The sequence below is a fragment of the Pseudoflavonifractor sp. HCP28S3_F10 genome, assembly GCF_052065415.1.
In the GTDB taxonomy this organism is placed as follows: Bacteria; Bacillota; Clostridia; order Oscillospirales; family Oscillospiraceae; genus Pseudoflavonifractor_A.
The window spans coordinates 24,156-40,054 of the sequence record NZ_JBQHUB010000019.1 but is presented as its reverse complement, the minus strand read 5'-3'; the positions used below and the strand labels follow the sequence as shown (position 1 = coordinate 40,054).

General features: G+C 57.7%; 16 protein-coding genes. 13 read left to right on the top strand and 3 right to left on the bottom strand.

Going from position 1 to position 15,899, the window contains the following annotated elements; genetic code table 11:
* Positions 1-105: 105 nt before the first annotated feature.
* The 3 genes from ACTNBZ_RS09290 to ACTNBZ_RS09280 are packed head-to-tail and all read right to left on the bottom strand — an operon-like array spanning position 106 to position 4,948.
* Entirely contained in the window at positions 106-669 is a 564-nt protein-coding gene (locus ACTNBZ_RS09290; protein WP_441209385.1) for an N-acetyltransferase family protein, read from the bottom strand.
* The gene (locus ACTNBZ_RS09285) at positions 666-1,973 is read right to left on the bottom strand and encodes a 2-hydroxyglutaryl-CoA dehydratase (protein ID WP_441209384.1); all 1,308 of its coding nucleotides are present in this window, start codon (positions 1,971-1,973) and stop codon (positions 666-668) included. Before ACTNBZ_RS09285 ends, ACTNBZ_RS09290 begins: the two co-directional genes overlap by 4 nt.
* 38 nt (positions 1,974-2,011) lie before the next feature.
* Positions 2,012-4,948 (bottom strand): acyl-CoA dehydratase activase-related protein, encoded by a 2,937-nt coding sequence (locus ACTNBZ_RS09280; protein ID WP_441209383.1) that lies wholly within the window; start codon positions 4,946-4,948, stop codon positions 2,012-2,014.
* Between the two features lie 221 nt (positions 4,949-5,169).
* Here ACTNBZ_RS09280 and ACTNBZ_RS09275 point away from each other — a divergent pair, with 221 nt between their 5' ends.
* The 13 genes from ACTNBZ_RS09275 (at position 5,170) to ACTNBZ_RS09215 (ending at position 15,790) form a co-directional block, all read left to right on the top strand.
* On the top strand, positions 5,170-7,065 hold the full coding sequence (locus ACTNBZ_RS09275) for an LTA synthase family protein (RefSeq protein WP_441209382.1): 1,896 nt from the start codon (positions 5,170-5,172) through the stop codon (positions 7,063-7,065).
* Between the two features lie 78 nt (positions 7,066-7,143).
* Positions 7,144-7,500: a CGGC domain-containing protein gene (locus ACTNBZ_RS09270; protein ID WP_441209381.1), complete on the top strand. Its 357-nt coding sequence runs from the start codon at positions 7,144-7,146 to the stop codon at positions 7,498-7,500.
* A gap of 149 nt (positions 7,501-7,649) precedes the next feature.
* Positions 7,650-8,333: a TIGR00266 family protein gene (locus ACTNBZ_RS09265; RefSeq protein ID WP_441209380.1), complete on the top strand. Its 684-nt coding sequence runs from the start codon at positions 7,650-7,652 to the stop codon at positions 8,331-8,333.
* Between the two features lie 1,055 nt (positions 8,334-9,388).
* Complete coding sequence (locus tag ACTNBZ_RS09260; RefSeq protein ID WP_441209379.1) at positions 9,389-9,628, top strand: DNA-binding protein; 240 nt, start codon at positions 9,389-9,391, stop codon at positions 9,626-9,628.
* A complete protein-coding gene (locus tag ACTNBZ_RS09255) occupies positions 9,628-10,164 on the top strand; it encodes a helix-turn-helix domain-containing protein (RefSeq protein ID WP_441209378.1) in 537 nt (178 codons plus the stop codon). Before ACTNBZ_RS09260 ends, ACTNBZ_RS09255 begins: the two co-directional genes overlap by 1 nt.
* The gene (locus ACTNBZ_RS09250) at positions 10,157-10,987 is read left to right on the top strand and encodes a ParA family protein (RefSeq protein WP_441209377.1); all 831 of its coding nucleotides are present in this window, start codon (positions 10,157-10,159) and stop codon (positions 10,985-10,987) included. The genes ACTNBZ_RS09255 and ACTNBZ_RS09250 overlap by 8 nt, the downstream gene beginning before the upstream one ends.
* The gene (locus ACTNBZ_RS09245; protein WP_441209376.1) at positions 10,980-11,963 is read left to right on the top strand and encodes a ParB/RepB/Spo0J family partition protein; all 984 of its coding nucleotides are present in this window, start codon (positions 10,980-10,982) and stop codon (positions 11,961-11,963) included. Before ACTNBZ_RS09250 ends, ACTNBZ_RS09245 begins: the two co-directional genes overlap by 8 nt.
* Before the next feature lie 116 nt (positions 11,964-12,079).
* A complete protein-coding gene (locus ACTNBZ_RS09240) occupies positions 12,080-12,472 on the top strand; it encodes a hypothetical protein (RefSeq protein WP_441209375.1) in 393 nt (130 codons plus the stop codon).
* 11 nt (positions 12,473-12,483) lie between these two features.
* Positions 12,484-12,876: a type II toxin-antitoxin system RelE/ParE family toxin gene (locus tag ACTNBZ_RS09235; protein ID WP_441209374.1), complete on the top strand. Its 393-nt coding sequence runs from the start codon at positions 12,484-12,486 to the stop codon at positions 12,874-12,876.
* Between the two features lie 82 nt (positions 12,877-12,958).
* Positions 12,959-13,867 (top strand): hypothetical protein, encoded by a 909-nt coding sequence (locus tag ACTNBZ_RS09230; RefSeq protein WP_441209373.1) that lies wholly within the window; start codon positions 12,959-12,961, stop codon positions 13,865-13,867.
* Positions 13,864-14,655, top strand: a complete 792-nt coding sequence (locus tag ACTNBZ_RS09225; protein WP_441209372.1) for a sortase — start codon at positions 13,864-13,866, stop codon at positions 14,653-14,655. Before ACTNBZ_RS09230 ends, ACTNBZ_RS09225 begins: the two co-directional genes overlap by 4 nt.
* A gap of 153 nt (positions 14,656-14,808) precedes the next feature.
* Entirely contained in the window at positions 14,809-15,006 is a 198-nt protein-coding gene (locus tag ACTNBZ_RS09220; RefSeq protein ID WP_441209371.1) for a hypothetical protein, read from the top strand.
* A 4-nt stretch (positions 15,007-15,010) separates the two neighbouring features.
* Positions 15,011-15,790, top strand: a complete 780-nt coding sequence (locus ACTNBZ_RS09215; protein WP_441209370.1) for a CAP domain-containing protein — start codon at positions 15,011-15,013, stop codon at positions 15,788-15,790.
* Positions 15,791-15,899: the final 109 nt, after the last annotated feature.

The following is a 15,899-nucleotide window of genomic DNA, read 5'->3' as shown; positions in this document are numbered from 1 at the left end:
GCCATCGCCTCCTTTCAACTGAAACACAACTGAATGTGGAAAAAGGTTCCCGGAAGCTGAAACTTTTTTTAAAAACCGGCGGGCGGCTGTGCCGCCCGCCGGTTTTTACAGCGTTCTGGTATAGCGCAGGTCCACGCAAATTGCGTCGGGAGGGAAGGGGATGTCCTCATGGGTGCCGTCCCAGCGGAAGCCGTGGCGTTCGTAAAACCGCCGGGCACCCGCATTCTCCCGCAGCACCAGCACGTAGGCGCTGGGAAAGCCGTCCTCTTTCAGCCGCCGCAGCATCTCCTCCATCAGCAGGGAGCCGTATCCCTTGCCCTTCTCGTCGGGGTGGGTGTAGAAGGAGATGATCTCCCCCCAGCCCTCGTAGCCCCGGGAGTCGAAGGAGACCAGGCTGCTCTGCCTGGGGCTGGCTCCCACCCGGGCGGGGCCGTAGTTGCCGCAGGCCACGGGGGTGTCGCCCCGGTAGAGGAGAAGTCCATGGCAGCGGCCTGTCTCATAGTCCTCCCGGAAGAAGGGGATCCAGCGGCCGTCGGTGACCTCCCGGGCCATATAATCCGCCGGTACCGCGTCCTGATAGGTGGTGCGCCACCCCAGGGCGTGAATCAGGCTCATGGCGGCAAAATGCTCCTCCCGGCAGGCGTCCACGAAGCGCAGCGCGCCGCTCACAGGGCGGGCGCCTCCTGCGCCTGACCGGTGTGGACGGCCTCGTCCCGGGCCAGAGCCCGGGCGTTGGCCAGCATCAGCTTGATGCGGTTCTCCTGATTGATCTTGGTGGCGCCGGGGTCATAGTCGATGGCCACGATGTTGGACCAGGGATAGTCATCCTTCAGGCGGCGGATCATGCCCTTGCCCACGATGTGGTTGGGCAGGCAGCCGAAGGGCTGGGTGCAGACGATGTTGGGGGTGCCGGAGTGGATGAGCTCCAGCATCTCGGCGGTGAGGAGCCAGCCCTCGCCCATCTTGTTGCCCTCGCCCAGGTAGCCGTGGATGAGATGGCGCAGGTCCTCAAAGGTGCCGGGGGCGCGGAAGCCGCCCTTCTCCATGGCGGCGATCATGGCCCTCTGGCACTTCTCCACATAGGCCTTGAAGATCTGGCACACCTTCTTCTTGATCCACTTGCCGCCGTAGATGTCCACGTCCACCTCCCGGTTGTAGATCTTGAAGATGATGAAGTCGGTAAGGCCGGGCACCACGGGCTCGGCCCCCTCGGAGAGGAGGAACTGCTCCAGATTGTTGTTGCCCAGGGGGGAGTACTTGATATAGATCTCGCCCACCACGCCTACCCGGACCTTGGGCTCCCCCTGGACGGGAATGGCCTTGAAGGCGGCGGTGATGCGGTCGAAATTGGCGGTCATGCTCTTGAAGTTCATGCCCCTGCCCTGACTGAATTCCTCCAGCAGCCAGCTCATGCACTGCTCGATGGTCTCGTCGGTCTGGCCGGGGGTGACCTCATAGGGCCGGACCTGGTTGGAGGTCTGGACGATGATGTCGCCGTACATCATGGCGAACACCGCCTTGCGCAGGAAGGGGATGGAGAGCTTGAAGCCGGGGTTCTTCTCCAGACCGGACAGGTTTACCGACACCACGGGCACATACTCCAGCCCCGCCTTTTTCAGTGCCTTGCGCAGCAGGTGGATGTAGTTGGAGGCGCGGCAGCCGCCGCCGGTCTGGGTGATGAGTAATCCCACCTTGTGGGGATCGTACTTCCCGCTCTGGATGGCATCGATGAGCTGGCCGATGACCAGAAGGGCGGGGTAGCAGGTGTCGTTGTGAACATATTTCTGCCCCGCGTCCACGATGCTCTTGCCGCTGGTATTGAGGGTCTCCACCTTGAAGCCCTCTTTTTCCAGCAGCCGGGCCATCATGCCGAAGTGGACGGGCAGCATCTGGGGCATGAGAAGGGTGTACTCCTTCTTCATCTCCTCGGTGAAGAGGAGACGGCCGGTCTTGTCATAAACGAGTTCAGCCATTGTTTCAGGTTCCTTTCGATTGCGGTACGGAAATGGGATCAGTTCCGCTTTTTGCGGGCCTCGATGGCGGCCATCAGGGAGCGGACCCGGATCTTCACCGCGCCCAGATTGCTGATATCGTCGATCTTGAGCTGGGTGTAGAGCTTGCCGCCCTCCTCCAGGATGTCCCGCATCTCGTCGGTGGTGATGGCGTCGGTGCCGCAGCCGAAGGACACCAGCTGGATGGCCTGCATGTCCTCCTGGGTGCAGACGTAGCGGGCGGCGTTGTACATCCGGCTCTGGAAGGTCCACTGGTTGAGTACGTGCCGGGGGGCGTAGCCCTCCAGATCGGAGAGGGCGTCCTCGGTGACCAGCACGAAACCAAAGGAGGTCACCAGGTCGTTGATGCCGTGGTTGATCTCCGGGTCGATGTGATAGGGGCGGCCGCACATGACGATGATGGGCATGTCGTGGGCCCGGGCATACCGGATGTATTCCTGCCCGGTCTCCCGTACCGTGTTCACATAGGACTCATAGGCCCGGTAGGCCGCGTCCACGGCCTGGCGGGTCTCCCGTTTGGGAATATCAAATTCCTGTTCCATCAGGGCACAGATGCGTTTGGCAAAGTCCCTGTGCCGCCACAGCCCCACATAGGGATCCAGGAAGCGGGTCTTTTTCAGAGAGGGCACGTTGGCGGCCAGCAGCTCGGGGTAGTAGGCCACCACCGGGCAGTTGTAGTGGTTGTCGCCGATGCCCTCGTCGTTGTTGTAGGACATGCAGGGATACCAGATGGCGTCCACCCCCTCCTCCACCAGGGCCTCCACATGGCCGTGGAGGAGCTTGGCGGGGTAGCACACCGTGTCTGACGGGATGGTGCGCTGGCCCTTCAGGTAGAGCTTGCGGGAGGACTCGGGGGAGAGCACCACCTCGAAGTTGAGCCTGGTGAAGAAGGTGAACCAGAAGGGCAGGTTCTCATACATGTTCAGGCCGAAGGGGATGCCGATGCGGCCCCGGGAGCCGTCGCCCTCCCCCTCGCCGTGCATGGAGCGCAGCTTGTTGTACTTGAACTTCATCAGGTCGGGGAGCTCGGCCCGCTCCTTGCCCAGAGGGCGGGAGCAGCGGTTGCCCGAGATGAATTTCCGCCCGCCGTCGAACTGGTTGACGGTGAGGGAGCAGTGGTTGGTGCACAGGCCGCAGGTAGCCGGCCTGGCCGAGTGGGTGAAGGTCTCCAGCGCCGCCGCGTCCAGCAGGGCGGAATGCTCCAGCCCCAGGTCCCGGGCGGCCAGGGCCGCGCCGAAGGCGCCCATGAGCCCGGCGATGGTAGGCCGGGTCACATTCCGGCCCAGCTCCTGCTCGAAGGCCCGGAGCACCGCGTCGTTGAGGAAGGTGCCGCCCTGGACCACGATGTGGCGGCCCAGGTCGTCGGCGCTGGCGGCCCGGATGACCTTGTACACCGCGTTCTTCACGATGGAGATGGAGAGGCCGGCGGAGATATCCTCCACGCTGGCGCCGTCCTTCTGGGCCTGCTTGACGCTGGAGTTCATGAACACCGTGCACCGGGAGCCCAGGTTCACAGGGTGGGGGGAGAAGAGTCCCAGCCTGGAGAAGGAGGCAATGTCGTACCCCAGGGCCTTGGCAAAGGTCTCGATGAAAGAGCCGCAGCCGGAGGAGCAGGCCTCGTTGAGCATGATGGAGTCCACCGCGCCGTTGCGGATCTTGAAGCACTTCATGTCCTGGCCGCCGATGTCGATGATGAAGTCCACATCGGGGTTGAAGTGGGCGGCGGCGTTGTAGTGGGCCACGGTCTCCACCAGACCCAGGTCACAGGAGAAGGCGTTTTTAATGAGGTCCTCGCCGTAGCCGGTAACGGCGGCGCCTTTGATCTGAATGCGGTCGCCGCAGAGCCTGTAGATCTCCCTGAGCTGCTCCAGCACGATGGCCACGGGGTTGCCCATATTGGAGTGATAGTAAGTATAGAGCAGGCCGCCGTCGGCGGTGATGAGGGCCATCTTGGTGGTGGTGGAGCCGGCGTCAATGCCCAACCAGGCCGGGCCGGAGTAGGACGCGGCGTCCACCTGGGGGGGATGGTTGGCGTTGTGCCGGGCCAGGAAGGCGTCATACTCCTCCTGGCTTGCGAACAGGGCGGGCATGGTGTCCACCGCGGTCTTTACGTCCACGCTGTCCTCCAGCAGCTTCAGGCAGTCCTCAAAGGAGCGCTCCTGATAGTCGGCGGCGCACAGGGCGGCGCCGATGCCGGCGAAGCAGTCGCCGTCCTGGGGGAACACGGCGTGTTCTTCGTCCAGCTTCAGGGTCTCCACAAAGCGCTCCCGCAGGCCCATGAGGAAGTGGAGGGGGCCGCCCAGGAACACGATCTTGCCCTTGAGCTCCCGGCCCTGGGTCAGGCCGGCCACGGTCTGGTCCACCACGGCCTGGAAGATGGAGGCCGCCACATCCTCCTTCCGGCCGCCCTGGTTCAGGATGGGCTGGATGTCGCTCTTGGCGAACACGCCGCAGCGGGAGGCGATGGGGTAGATCTTCTCATGCTTGAGGGAGAGATTGTCCAGCTCGTTGACCGTGACGTTCATCAGGGTGGCCATCTGGTCGATGAAGGCGCCGGTGCCGCCGGCGCAGGAGCCGTTCATCCGCTCCTCCAGGGCGCCGCCGAAGAAGATGATCTTGGCGTCCTCGCCGCCCAGCTCGATGACGGCGTCGGTGTCGGGGTAGTACTCCCGCACGGCGGCGGCGGTGGCGTAGACCTCCTGCACGAAGTCTACCCCGGCGGCCTTGGCCACGCCCAGTCCGGCTGAGCCGGTGATGACCATTTTCACGTTCTGGCCGCGGAAGCGGTCCTCGATGGAGTGGAGGGTCTCGCAGGCCCGCTCCCGGGTCTTGGAATAATGCCGCTCGTAGGAGCGGAACAGCAGCTTGTTCTGCTCGTCCAGCACCACCACCTTGACGGTGGTGGAGCCGATATCAATGCCGATGCGAAGGCTCATATACCAGGTCTCCTTGTGGTATCGCGGCGGGGCAAAGAGGCCCCACCTATTTATAACAGAAAATCGTACCCTACATAATAGTACAAAATCTGCAATTTTACAACCCCTGAACCGGATGTTCCGCAGCCGGAAATAACCGGACTGCGAAGAAGGTTGACAATTCCCCCTCTCCGGCCATACAATAAAAAAGTCGAATTACGACCGGGATGGGAGGATTCCCAGTGACGATAGAACGAATGCAAACCCTTTGGCGGGGAAGGTGGAGGCGGCTGCCCTGGGTGCGGAACACCCTGATCTGCGCCGCGCCGCTGTTTGTGGTGTGGCTGTGTCAGCTCATCACGCAGCAGAGCGGGGCGGAGGCGCTGGAGTGGATGGACAGCCACACCGGGGCCCTGTTTCTGACCTATGGGCTGCTTTTCTTCGCGCAGTCGGCGGTCCTGGCCCTGACGGGCCGTTTTTTTGCGGCGGCGCTGGCCATCACGGTCCCCACGGTGCTTTTCGCGGCGGCCAACCATCTCAAGGAGGCGGTGAACGGCGTGCCCATCCTGGCCAGCGACCTGGCCATGGCGGGGCGTGCGGGAGAGATCGCCGGATTTTTGCGGCCGGGTATGGATCTGGGCGCTGCCACCTGGCAGGGACTCTGGCTGGCGGGAGGGCTGCTGCTGGTCAGCTTCCTTTGGTCCAGGGGAGAGCGGCGGGAGACCTGGCCCCGGAGGCTGCTGGCCTGCGGGCTCTCGGTGTCCCTGCTGTGCAACACAGCGTGGCTCCCGGCCTCCTCCGCGCTGCTGGAGGGAAAGGAAAACGAGAGCCAGGGGAGCCGGAATGAGCGGCTGGGCCTGCTGGCGGGCATGTTCAGCGCCCTGCGGGAGAGCGCCATGGAGGAGCCCGACGCCTACAGCGAGAACAACATGAACCGCATCCTCCGGGAGCTGGAGGAGGCCGCGGCCGGACAGGCCGCCGGCGGGGAACGGCCCAACATCGTCCTCATTGCCTCGGAGAGCTTTTTTGACGTGACCCGGCTGCCCGGCGTGACCTTCCACGAGGACCCCATCCCCAATTTCCGCCGTCTGACGGAGGAGTGTGCCGGGGGACGATTCCTGTCGTCGGCCTATGCCGGGGGCACCGGGAACGTGGAGATGGAGCTTTTCACCGGCATTCCATCGGCCTTCCCCGGCGCGTCGGAGAGCCTGACCAGTCTGGCCGACCAGTCGGCTTACAGCCGGATGCCCTCCCTGGTAAAGACCCTGGAGGGGCAGGGCTACCGTTCGGTGCTGGTCCACTCTTACAATGACAGCCTGTACGGCCGGGCCTTCACCATGCCCGCCATCGGCTTTGACGAGACGGTGTACGGAAAAGACTTTACGGTGGAGCCGGAGTACAGCGGGGGCTACCTGTCCGATATGACCCTGGCCGAGGAGCTTATCGCCCGCTTCAAGGATAAGGGAGAGGAGCCCATCTTCCTCTACGGGCTGTCCATGGAGAACCACCAGCCCTACTATGGGGACAAGTTCACCGGGCCCTCCGGTGTGGATTATACCTGCGATGCCCTGGAGGGGGAGGATCTGGGGGTGCTGGACGCCCTGATCCACGGCATCCATGACGCCGACGCGGCGCTGGGCCGTCTGACAGACTATTTTGCGGACTGTGGAGAGCCGGTGCTCCTGGTGTTTTTCGGGGACCATATGCCCGGGCTCTGCCTGGACGCCGGGGATACGGTCTACTCCCGCCTGGGCTATGCCAGCTCTTCCGATACCGGGGACTGGGACGCGGAGGAGCTGCGGAAAATGCACCAGACCGATTTCCTGGTGTGGAACAATTACGGCGCGGAGCTTGAGGTGGACGCCGAGGTCAGCGTCACCCACATGGCGGAACGCCTGCTGGACTGGGCCGGACTGTGGAAGCCCCTGTGGTTCACCTGGGTGGAGCGGGCCGGAGAGGATGTGAAGCTCTACCGGGAACGGCTTTTCGTGGATGGGGCCGGGCAGGCCCATGACGCTCCCACAGAGGAGAGCGAAGAGACCGTGTCCATCTACCGCGCGCTGGTCTATGATATGCTCTACGGCGAGCATTTTATCTCGGAGGCCCTCACCGGCTATGTTCCGGAGGGAGAGGGCTGACCGGGGACCTGCGGATATTCCGGCCGCTGCCGGCGGCACACAGTACATCAACAAAACCAGACAGAAAAGGTGAAGAAAATGAAAGTAGGAATCATTCGCTGCATGCAGACCGAGGATTACTGTCCCGGTACGACGGATTTCATTTCGGTACGGGAGCGGAAGGGGGTTTTCAGCCAGGTGCCGGAGGAGGAGCCCATCGAGATCATCGGCTTCTGCAACTGCGGCGGCTGCCCGGGGAAGAAGGCTGTGCTCCGGGCCAGAACTCTGATCAAGCGCGGCGCGGACACCATCGCCTTCGCCTCCTGCATCCAGAAGGGTACCCCCATTGGTTATCCCTGCCCCTTCGCCAAAAAGATGCAGGATATCGTCACCCGCGACGTGGGCGATCAGATCCGGATCCTGACCTATACCCACGACGCACCGCCCCAGGCGTGATACCCGCCGCAGCACCGTGGAACGTGGGAAGCCCTGCGTCCCGCGGAGGAGACGGTCAAAAAAGACTGCCGCAGGAGATGCATCCTGCGGCGCCTATAGGGATATTGTAAAACAGGTCTGTCGGCCCAAACGGAAGGGAGAGATGAAATATGGAATACCAGATCAAGGGGGACATGACACCGGTGGTGATCTGCACGCTGAACAGCGGCGAGACCATGATCACAGAGAAGGGTTCCATGGCCTGGATGAGCCCCAATATGGAGATGGCCACCACGGCGGGCGGCCTGGGCAGGGCTTTCGGCCGGATGTTCTCCGGCGAGTCCATTTTTCAGAACCGCTATACCGCAAAAGGCGGTCCCGGTATGATCGCCTTCGCCTCCAGTTTTCCCGGCAGCGTCCGGGCGGTGGAGATCACCCCGGACCGGCCGGTGATCGCCCAGAAGAGTGCCTTCCTGGCGGCCACGGAGGGCGTGGAGCTCTCCGTGTTTTTCCAGAAGAAGCTGGGAGCCGGGTTCTTCGGCGGAGAGGGCTTCATCATGCAGAAGCTCTCCGGCCATGGAACTGCCTTCCTGGAGATCGACGGCTATGCGGTCGAGTACCAGCTTTCGGCAGACCAGAAGATCGTGGTGGATACCGGAAACCTGGCCATGGTGGACCCAACCTGCTCCATCGACATTCAGAGCGTGAAGGGCGTAAAAAACGTGCTGTTCGGCGGCGAGGGCCTGTTTAATACCGTGGTGACAGGCCCGGGCCGGGTGGTTTTGCAGACGATGCCCCTGTCGGCCTTCGCCGGGGCCATCACCCCGTATCTGCCCCTCTCCGGGGACAAGTGATCCAAAGCGGATCCTCACATTCACGGCGGCGGCCTCCGTTTGGAGCCGCCGCTTTTTTATACGGCGAACACTTTCGAGGCACAGACTTTCAGGTCTGTACCCAAAACCGAACCGAAGCCCAGCGCAGCGGGTTCGGTTCGGAAGCGAGGAGCAGCAGAATGAGCGCGAGATGAGTTTTTAATGCGAAGCATAAAAAACTCGTCGCAAGCGATATGACGCTTGCAATGAGCTGGAAAGAGCGAACACTTTTGAGGCACAGACTTTCAGGTCTGTACCCAAAACCGAACCGAAGCCCAGCGTAGCGGGTTCGGTTCGGAAGCGAGGAGCAGCAGAATGAGCGCGAGATGAGTTTTTAATGCGAAGCATAAAAAACTCGTCGCAAGCGATATGACGCTTGCGACGAGCTGTCTAGTGTTGACAAAAAAGATGCGGGCTATAACTCGTATCCCCGTCTTTCTCGGCCCGGAATCCAGCGAAGCGAATCCGGGCCGAAAGCGAAGAAATTCCCACCAGAGTGCAGTTTTCGCCGCAAGGCGGAAACGGAACGGTGGTGGGAATTTCTGAGCTGTAACATCGAAACGGTATAGATGCTGTCGTTTCCAGTGGAGCACCCGAAACCAAATTGCAACCCAGCGGAGCGGTTGCAATTTGGAAAGGAGGAGCAGCGGCATGAGCGCGCTCTGACTTTTGTAAAAAAGTCGGAGCAAGCGATATAAAGCTTGCTCCGACGTGGTGCCGGTGGCGGGACTTGAACCCGCACGCCCAAAGGACAACTGATTTTGAGTCGCTCTAATGACACTTTCCACCGCACTCCACCGCAGTCGTCCGTACCCGCAAACCCGCATGACTGCTGGATTTTTGCCCAAACGGCAAGCATTGTTAAATTATTCCAATTTTCGCTTTTTAGATGGTTCAGGGGAGAACCTTAGCCAGAACTCACAGCAAAAAACGACAACGCCCCAGGCCAGAGAGAACTTGAAAATTTTGGACAGAACTACATGGTATAGAGCCTCCTGCCAATGACAAGACTTCAACAGTTTACAGGAGGTTCCATCGTGAACAAAACTCGAAAATACTACGAAAGAAAATTCGCTAGATACCCAGATGTAGTTGACCTTTTTACTTTTAGAAAGATGCTGGGTGGCATTGGCGATTGTTTCGCCAGACGCCTTGTTCAGGAAAACAAGGTCAAGCATACGTTCATCAAGCCCAACTACTGGATATTCAAATCCTCCATCATTGACTACATATTGAGTGAGGACTATGCCAGCAGGCGATTGCGCGTGAGGGTCTGATGATGAAAACAGTGTCATCGAAGCAATCGGCATATCTCAGCAAAGAACAGTTTTACAAGGCTTGCCATATCAGCAAGGCAACCGCTCTAAGGCTGATTAAAAGCGGGCTTATTCCGGCCATAGATACACATAGACAAACGAAACGGTATTTAATTGCACGCGAAGACGTTGTGAATTTCATGCGTGAGCGGGAGAAAAACCCGGAGAAATACAGACTACACAAGGTTCAGACATATGGAGGCTTTCGAGTATACAAGCGATCAGTAGGTGCCAGAATGCGTAGGCTGGCGCAAGCGGAGTGGATCAACTTCCCGGATGTCCTGTGTGTTCAGGATGTTGTAGAATTGCTGGGCTATCAGAAGAAAACAGTTTATCGCTGGCGTAAAGAATCTGGATTGAAAGGTTTTCAAATATCCGGAATACATTACATTCCCAAAAGCAGTCTGTTAGACTTCATCGCAGGCCCGGACTTCCACCGTATTCAAAGAAAGTCTGAAAAACATATTGATCTATTGAGGAGGGCCAGTTATGAGTGAAAACAAGATCATCGCTGTTACAAATTCCAAAGGCGGCGTCGGCAAAACAACCACGGCACTGAATCTGGGGGCGGCTTTGCACGCAGCCGGAAAAAAAGTCCTTTTGATCGACAACGATCCCCAAGGCAACCTCACTGCCGCGTTGGGTTTCACGCCTGCTGAACAAAAGCGAACATTGGCAAACCTTGTGCTGGCGGCCATCGACTATCCGGAAGATTTTTCCGTTCATCTTCAGCGGGCAGTATTGCACACTGAGTGCGGTATGGATCTGATCGCCGCCAATAAGCGCCTTGCTGATGCTGCAGCGCGACTTCAGGTGATGCAGCTTTCCCAGTATAACGCCGTAGGAGAAGCAGAACGTTCCAGCGAAGAAGTAATGAATACTGTGCTTGAGCCACTAAAAGGACAGTATGATTATATCATAATTGATTGCGGGTTGAAACATGAACTTTTGACTGTCAACGCGCTTTCTGCGTCAGATTACTGTATTATCCCGGTCCAATCTCATTTTCTGGCCAGTGAAGGTATCCCTGATGTACTGGAGATGGTCAAAGCAGTACAGCAGAAATTCAATTCCAAGCTCCGAATTGCCGGCATCCTCCTGACCATGTATCAATCTCGGCCGCAGTTGTGCCGCAGCGTTCGTGAGAGTGTGGGAGCCGTTTACGGAGACGACTTCCATGTATTTGAGCGTCCGATTGAGTATTCCATCAAGGTGGCCGAATGTCCTGCCGCTGGCAAGAGCATCTTCGACTACGCACCGAGCAATGCTGCCGCCGATTCGTATCGGAGCCTCGCCCAGGAGGTGCTGCGTCTTGCCTAAACCGGATATGAACGCTATGCTTAAACGCCGCATGGCAGCAACCCAGCAGGCGTCGGAATTACAAGTTGGAAACGAGGTTTATGAGAAGCTGTTCGAGCCTGTACCGGCATCCTCTCCAATGATTCGTGATTTACCGGTAGACAAACTGCGGCCTTTCTTCACAGCTGACATCGGTTTTCACCCCTATCCAAAAGATAAATTGGTGGCTTTTTCCAAGCAACTTGCCGAGGAAGGATTGCTTGAGCGCATCATTGTCCGCCGTATTGCCGGCAGCGATTCGTATGAGATACTTGCCGGTCATAACCGTACAGCGGCGTGGCGATTGACTGGGAATACTACCATTTCGGCTGAAATTGTCAATGCAGACGACGCAAGGGCCATTATTATTGCAACAGCGACCAATTTGCTTCGGCGGCAGGATCTCACAATCATAGAACGCGGAAAGGCATACAAGGCAATGCTGGATGCAAAGAAGCGGCAGGGAGCAAGAACGGACATGGCGACTTCTGGCGAAAATCGCCAGAAGTTCCTGACCAGAGAGATTGTTGCAGAGTTCTTTGGTGTTACGGAGTATGAGATTCGGAAAGCAATCAAGCTTGCCGAATTGATCCCCCAGCTGGCTGATATTCTGGAGGGCAGTCCTCGTAAACTATCTCTCAGCTGTGCCGAAATGATTGCAGATTATGATGCTGATTCACAGCAGGCATTCGTGGAGATGTGTACCATTGAGGGTTACGCACTAAATAAAGCTACGATGCAGCGAATTGTTCATGACTGCCCTCCCCCATCTGCACAGAGGCAGAAGATTTACGCTTCGTGGCGTGAGGCACGGGCAGCGGCGGAACAACACAGGAAGGCCCCTCCCAGGAAAATCACATTTGATCGTAAAAAGTTTGCCCCATATTTGGATAAGCTGGGGTCTGAAAAAGAGCTTGAGGAACTGTTTCTGGAATTCTTGCGGGAGCGTGTCTGTTAAGCTGCTGCAAATAGCATCATGAAGATGCGGAATAAAACCCCATACGGTATAGAATGCTTGGCGCCTTTCACAGGCGTCAGGCATTTTATTTTGCCCATTTTCAAGGAGGTGTTCCCATGGAAAGGATGATTGATACCCGGCGCCCCAGCAGTCCATTTGATGATGGTGCGGCAGAGCGGCTGCGGCGGATGGGGCTGCTTCAAGAGCGTGGAAAGCCGGATTGGGAGTCAATGGCGGTGCTTTGCTGCGTGTATGCAGGACTGCTATTTGACGATATGTGTGACTTCTACCAGGACTATGAAGATGTCACAACTGTTTTGCATCGCCTGCTCGAAGCTGCGGAAGGCGCAACGGTCAAAAAGAGGTTCTTGCTGATATGCCTTCAGTACGATGGGATCGGGCGTCAGCTGCCTGACCCCATCTGGTGGATCAGCGGTAATCCCGAACTGACAGAGGTCTTTGCCGATGGCTTTCTGCAAAACCTGAAGAGACTTTGCGAATGCGGTTAGGAGGTGAACTCATGAGAGGTGTTAAAACCTATCAGCCACCGGGTCAGATGCCCCCCGTCCCGGCCTTTATTGACAGCCTTGACCCCAAGCTGCGGGAGAAGTTGCTTCTCCATATTGTCAAACTCCCGCAGGTCCCCCGCTCTGGATTGAAAGAACCACACTACAAGCACTTTTCCATTGAACGCTATCGCAGCATGTATGAACTGCGTGAAAAAGGAAAAGTGCTTGTGCGTGTGATTTTTACGATTCAGGACAGCGGGGAAGTTATGCTCCTTCACGCCTTTATTAAACGGCAGAAGCGTGACACCATGCAGGCGCTGGAGCAGTCCATCAGAATACTGGCAGACCTCCGGGAACACCCGGAGTATGCAGTAGAATTCAAAATCAAGGAGGAAACCGGATGAAACAAATTCTGTGCATCAACCTGGCAGCCGCGCTGGCCTTTGCCTGCGCGGGATTTTTATGGAAATGGAGGACACAGGTAAAATGAAAAAAGTGATGATGTGTTTGGCGCTGGCACTGGCCCTTTCGGTCAATGCCTTCGCCCTGGAGGTGCCGACGGATACTGTCGTGCAGAACCTCAACGGGAGTCAGCAGGTTATCAAGACCTTTACCGTCGCTCCTGGCACCGACCCCCAGGAGCTGATTGAGGAGCCCTTTGAGTTGGAGGGGTGCCTTTATAGCTTTGCGGACATCACAAAAGTCGAGAACTTCGCCGATGACAGCAAATACCACACGGAAACTGTAACCGTAGAAACCGCGAAAGACGATCTCGCAATGATTCTGGAACAGCTGGCTCCTACCATGGAGTATGCGGACGGCAAGTATTCCGGGACCCTGGCCCTGGATCACACCAACCTCCATACAGAGGCGACCGGTTATTCTACAAAAAGCTACACAGTATCGGAGACGAAGACCATCGGCCAGCTTGATCGGAACGACATGTCCTATGTTCCGGCCACCGCGGTTAAAAACGGCGTCACGCTGAACCTGGCAAATGTGGATTGGCAGGTCACCGGCACCGACCTTGTGGGCGAGGTGCTTGCACCTTCGTCTTTCCAGGCGGTTGCGACTTATACCGGAAAAGCCTATTACAAGGCAGCGGACGGTTATGTCACCACTGCTGAGTATGTGGGTGAGATCTCCCGGGAAGGTCTGGAGAGTATCACCTACCAGGTGCTCTATCTGGGTGAGGAGGCTGCTGCTGGTAACGATGCCGGCGGTGTGATGAGAACCGTTATGGCAGGCTGGCCTTTTGTGTTGGGCGGAGGTGCCCTACTGGCCGTCGCTATCCTGGCGGCACTCCTCCTGCGTTCCCGCAGGGAGGTCAACCAGCTTCGCTCAGATTCTGTCCAGCCGGAAGATGCTGAATATGAGGAGGATGAAAAAGAATGAAGCGAATGCGTTGCTTTTTGTGCATGGCATTGACGGCGGTCTCCTTGCTTTCGCTTTCTGTTAGTGCCAGCGCGGCGGATTATAGCTTTGAGACTGACGGGACCCCGGAGTATTGTCCGTCTACCTCCTATGAAGAGGTGCATGGCTCCCAGTACAATTACGGCGGCAAGAACCTGGTGGACTATCAGGTGCCCGAGCTTCCTTATGGCACCATGAGCACGACGCAGACAGGCGTGATGGAGAAGATCCTGCTCCCTAGTCTGCAGGCAAGTGTCAGCACCTCGGTGCAAGGCGGATATGGCCTTGTTGGCGATGGACTGTATGTACCTTCCCTGCCGGTCGTGTCCGGCGGCATTCAGTATCAGACACCTGCGTACACCAGCGCCGATGGCATGGAACGCAAGGACGGCAGTATCGGGACCGTGAAAATCCCGACTCTGGATATTTCCATGAAAGTCTGGGAGGGCGAAACGACCGCCAGCATGGCAAAGGGCCTTGGCCATTACAGCTCCACCTCTGCCTGGGATGGAAATGTGGGCGTCTGCGGCCACAACCGGGGCGCAAAATATGTGATCGGCTCCATCAAGGACCTGGAGATCGGCGATACCATCACCTATACCACAATCTACGGCACCAGAACATACCACGTTTCGTTTGTCGGCACCATCTCCAATACAGACTGGTCCTATCTGCAGGCAACTGCCGATAACAGGATCACATTGACTACCTGCCTTGCCAATCAGCCCAGCAAAAGAGTTTGTGTCCAGGCCGTGGAAGTCAATCCTTGAATCCATTGCGGCGCAACGGTTTTGGCAGAATTAAAGGCGGCAAAACTTTTGGCGCCGTAGGGAATTCAAATAATCCTTTGACAGCGTTCGCTTTCCTGTATTATGCTCAAAATACCCCAACGGGAAAATCGAATGGAAAGGAAGGTTTCAGCAATGATACAGCAATTCGACCGCAGGAAAAAGGATGACAGTGTTAAGATCCGCATGGACATTACCGTTGACCTTCCTGTGGAAATGGCAAACGAACTGGAGCGGCTGGGCATCTATGAATTTGAGCAGTGTACCTTTGATGAAGACAGCCGCCGCATGACGGCAAGCGTGACGACCACGCTGTATAGGAAGGGAGCGTGATACCATGAAACGCAGTTTGTACTTTATCGCCGGTATCCTTGTAGGAATGATCCTGTTCGGAGGCACCGCAGCCTACGCAGCAGGACTCACGGCGGAACAGAGCAACCACAGGATTTTTGTCGATGGGAAGGAGGTAGAGATCGAAGCCTATAACATCAACGGGAATAATTACTGCAAGCTCAGGGACATCGGTGAAGCGGTAGGCTTTAATGTCTTTTGGAATACCAAGACGGGTACCGTTCAGGTGGAGAGTCAAAATCCCTACACCGGTGTTGGCCCGGCGCTTGAAGAATCCTCCCCCAAGGAGGAGCGGCCGGCAGAGGAAGCGGACATCGACATGGATGCGGTGAAGCAGGAAATCGTTGACCTGACCAATGCGCTTCGCAAAGAAAAGGGGGCCTCCTCCCTCACGGGCAATGAGAAGCTGATGGAGGCTGCGCAGGTCCGCGCGGAGGAGATGGCGGCAGCCGGTGTATATTCCCATACAAGGCCTGACGGCAGGAACTATACAACGGTGACTGACTGCCCGTATGTGGCCGAGAATATCCATCAGATCCCTCTGCTGTATCTCAAGCAGCAGAACCAGGGACTGGCTGAAACGGTCGTGGAGCTATGGTCTAACTCCGCGAGCCACGCGAAGAACATGACGGACAGCCGGTACGGCAGCATTGGCGTCGGCATCGCAAAGGGCGTAGACAGCAACGGCCTTGAGTGCTGGTACTGTGTGCAGCTTTTCCTCCGCAGCGGCTACACTGTGACAAGCGTGGATGCGCCGGCGGCATAAGATCCTGGGGGCAGACAGACCTGCCCCTGAAAACGGAACCCCATATTTTTGAAGGAGACAGCTTGATTCGCTCAAGCTGTCTCTTTGTTATGACCGGAAAGGAGTGTTG

Excerpts from the sequence above, each read along its gene's own strand:
- ACTNBZ_RS09285 (WP_441209384.1), bottom strand. The coding sequence starts at position 1,973 with ATGGCTGAACTCGTTTATGACAAGACCGGCCGTCTCCTCTTCACCGAG.
- ACTNBZ_RS09280 (WP_441209383.1), bottom strand. The coding sequence starts at position 4,948 with ATGAGCCTTCGCATCGGCATTGATATCGGCTCCACCACCGTCAAGGTG.
- ACTNBZ_RS09270 (WP_441209381.1), top strand. The coding sequence starts at position 7,144 with ATGAAAGTAGGAATCATTCGCTGCATGCAGACCGAGGATTACTGTCCC.
- ACTNBZ_RS09265 (WP_441209380.1), top strand. The coding sequence starts at position 7,650 with ATGGAATACCAGATCAAGGGGGACATGACACCGGTGGTGATCTGCACG.
- ACTNBZ_RS09255 (WP_441209378.1), top strand. The coding sequence starts at position 9,628 with ATGATGAAAACAGTGTCATCGAAGCAATCGGCATATCTCAGCAAAGAA.
- ACTNBZ_RS09250 (WP_441209377.1), top strand. The coding sequence starts at position 10,157 with ATGAGTGAAAACAAGATCATCGCTGTTACAAATTCCAAAGGCGGCGTC.
- ACTNBZ_RS09240 (WP_441209375.1), top strand. The coding sequence starts at position 12,080 with ATGGAAAGGATGATTGATACCCGGCGCCCCAGCAGTCCATTTGATGAT.
- ACTNBZ_RS09235 (WP_441209374.1), top strand. The coding sequence starts at position 12,484 with ATGAGAGGTGTTAAAACCTATCAGCCACCGGGTCAGATGCCCCCCGTC.
- ACTNBZ_RS09230 (WP_441209373.1), top strand. The coding sequence starts at position 12,959 with ATGAAAAAAGTGATGATGTGTTTGGCGCTGGCACTGGCCCTTTCGGTC.
- ACTNBZ_RS09225 (WP_441209372.1), top strand. The coding sequence starts at position 13,864 with ATGAAGCGAATGCGTTGCTTTTTGTGCATGGCATTGACGGCGGTCTCC.
- ACTNBZ_RS09220 (WP_441209371.1), top strand. The coding sequence starts at position 14,809 with ATGATACAGCAATTCGACCGCAGGAAAAAGGATGACAGTGTTAAGATC.
- ACTNBZ_RS09215 (WP_441209370.1), top strand. The coding sequence starts at position 15,011 with ATGAAACGCAGTTTGTACTTTATCGCCGGTATCCTTGTAGGAATGATC.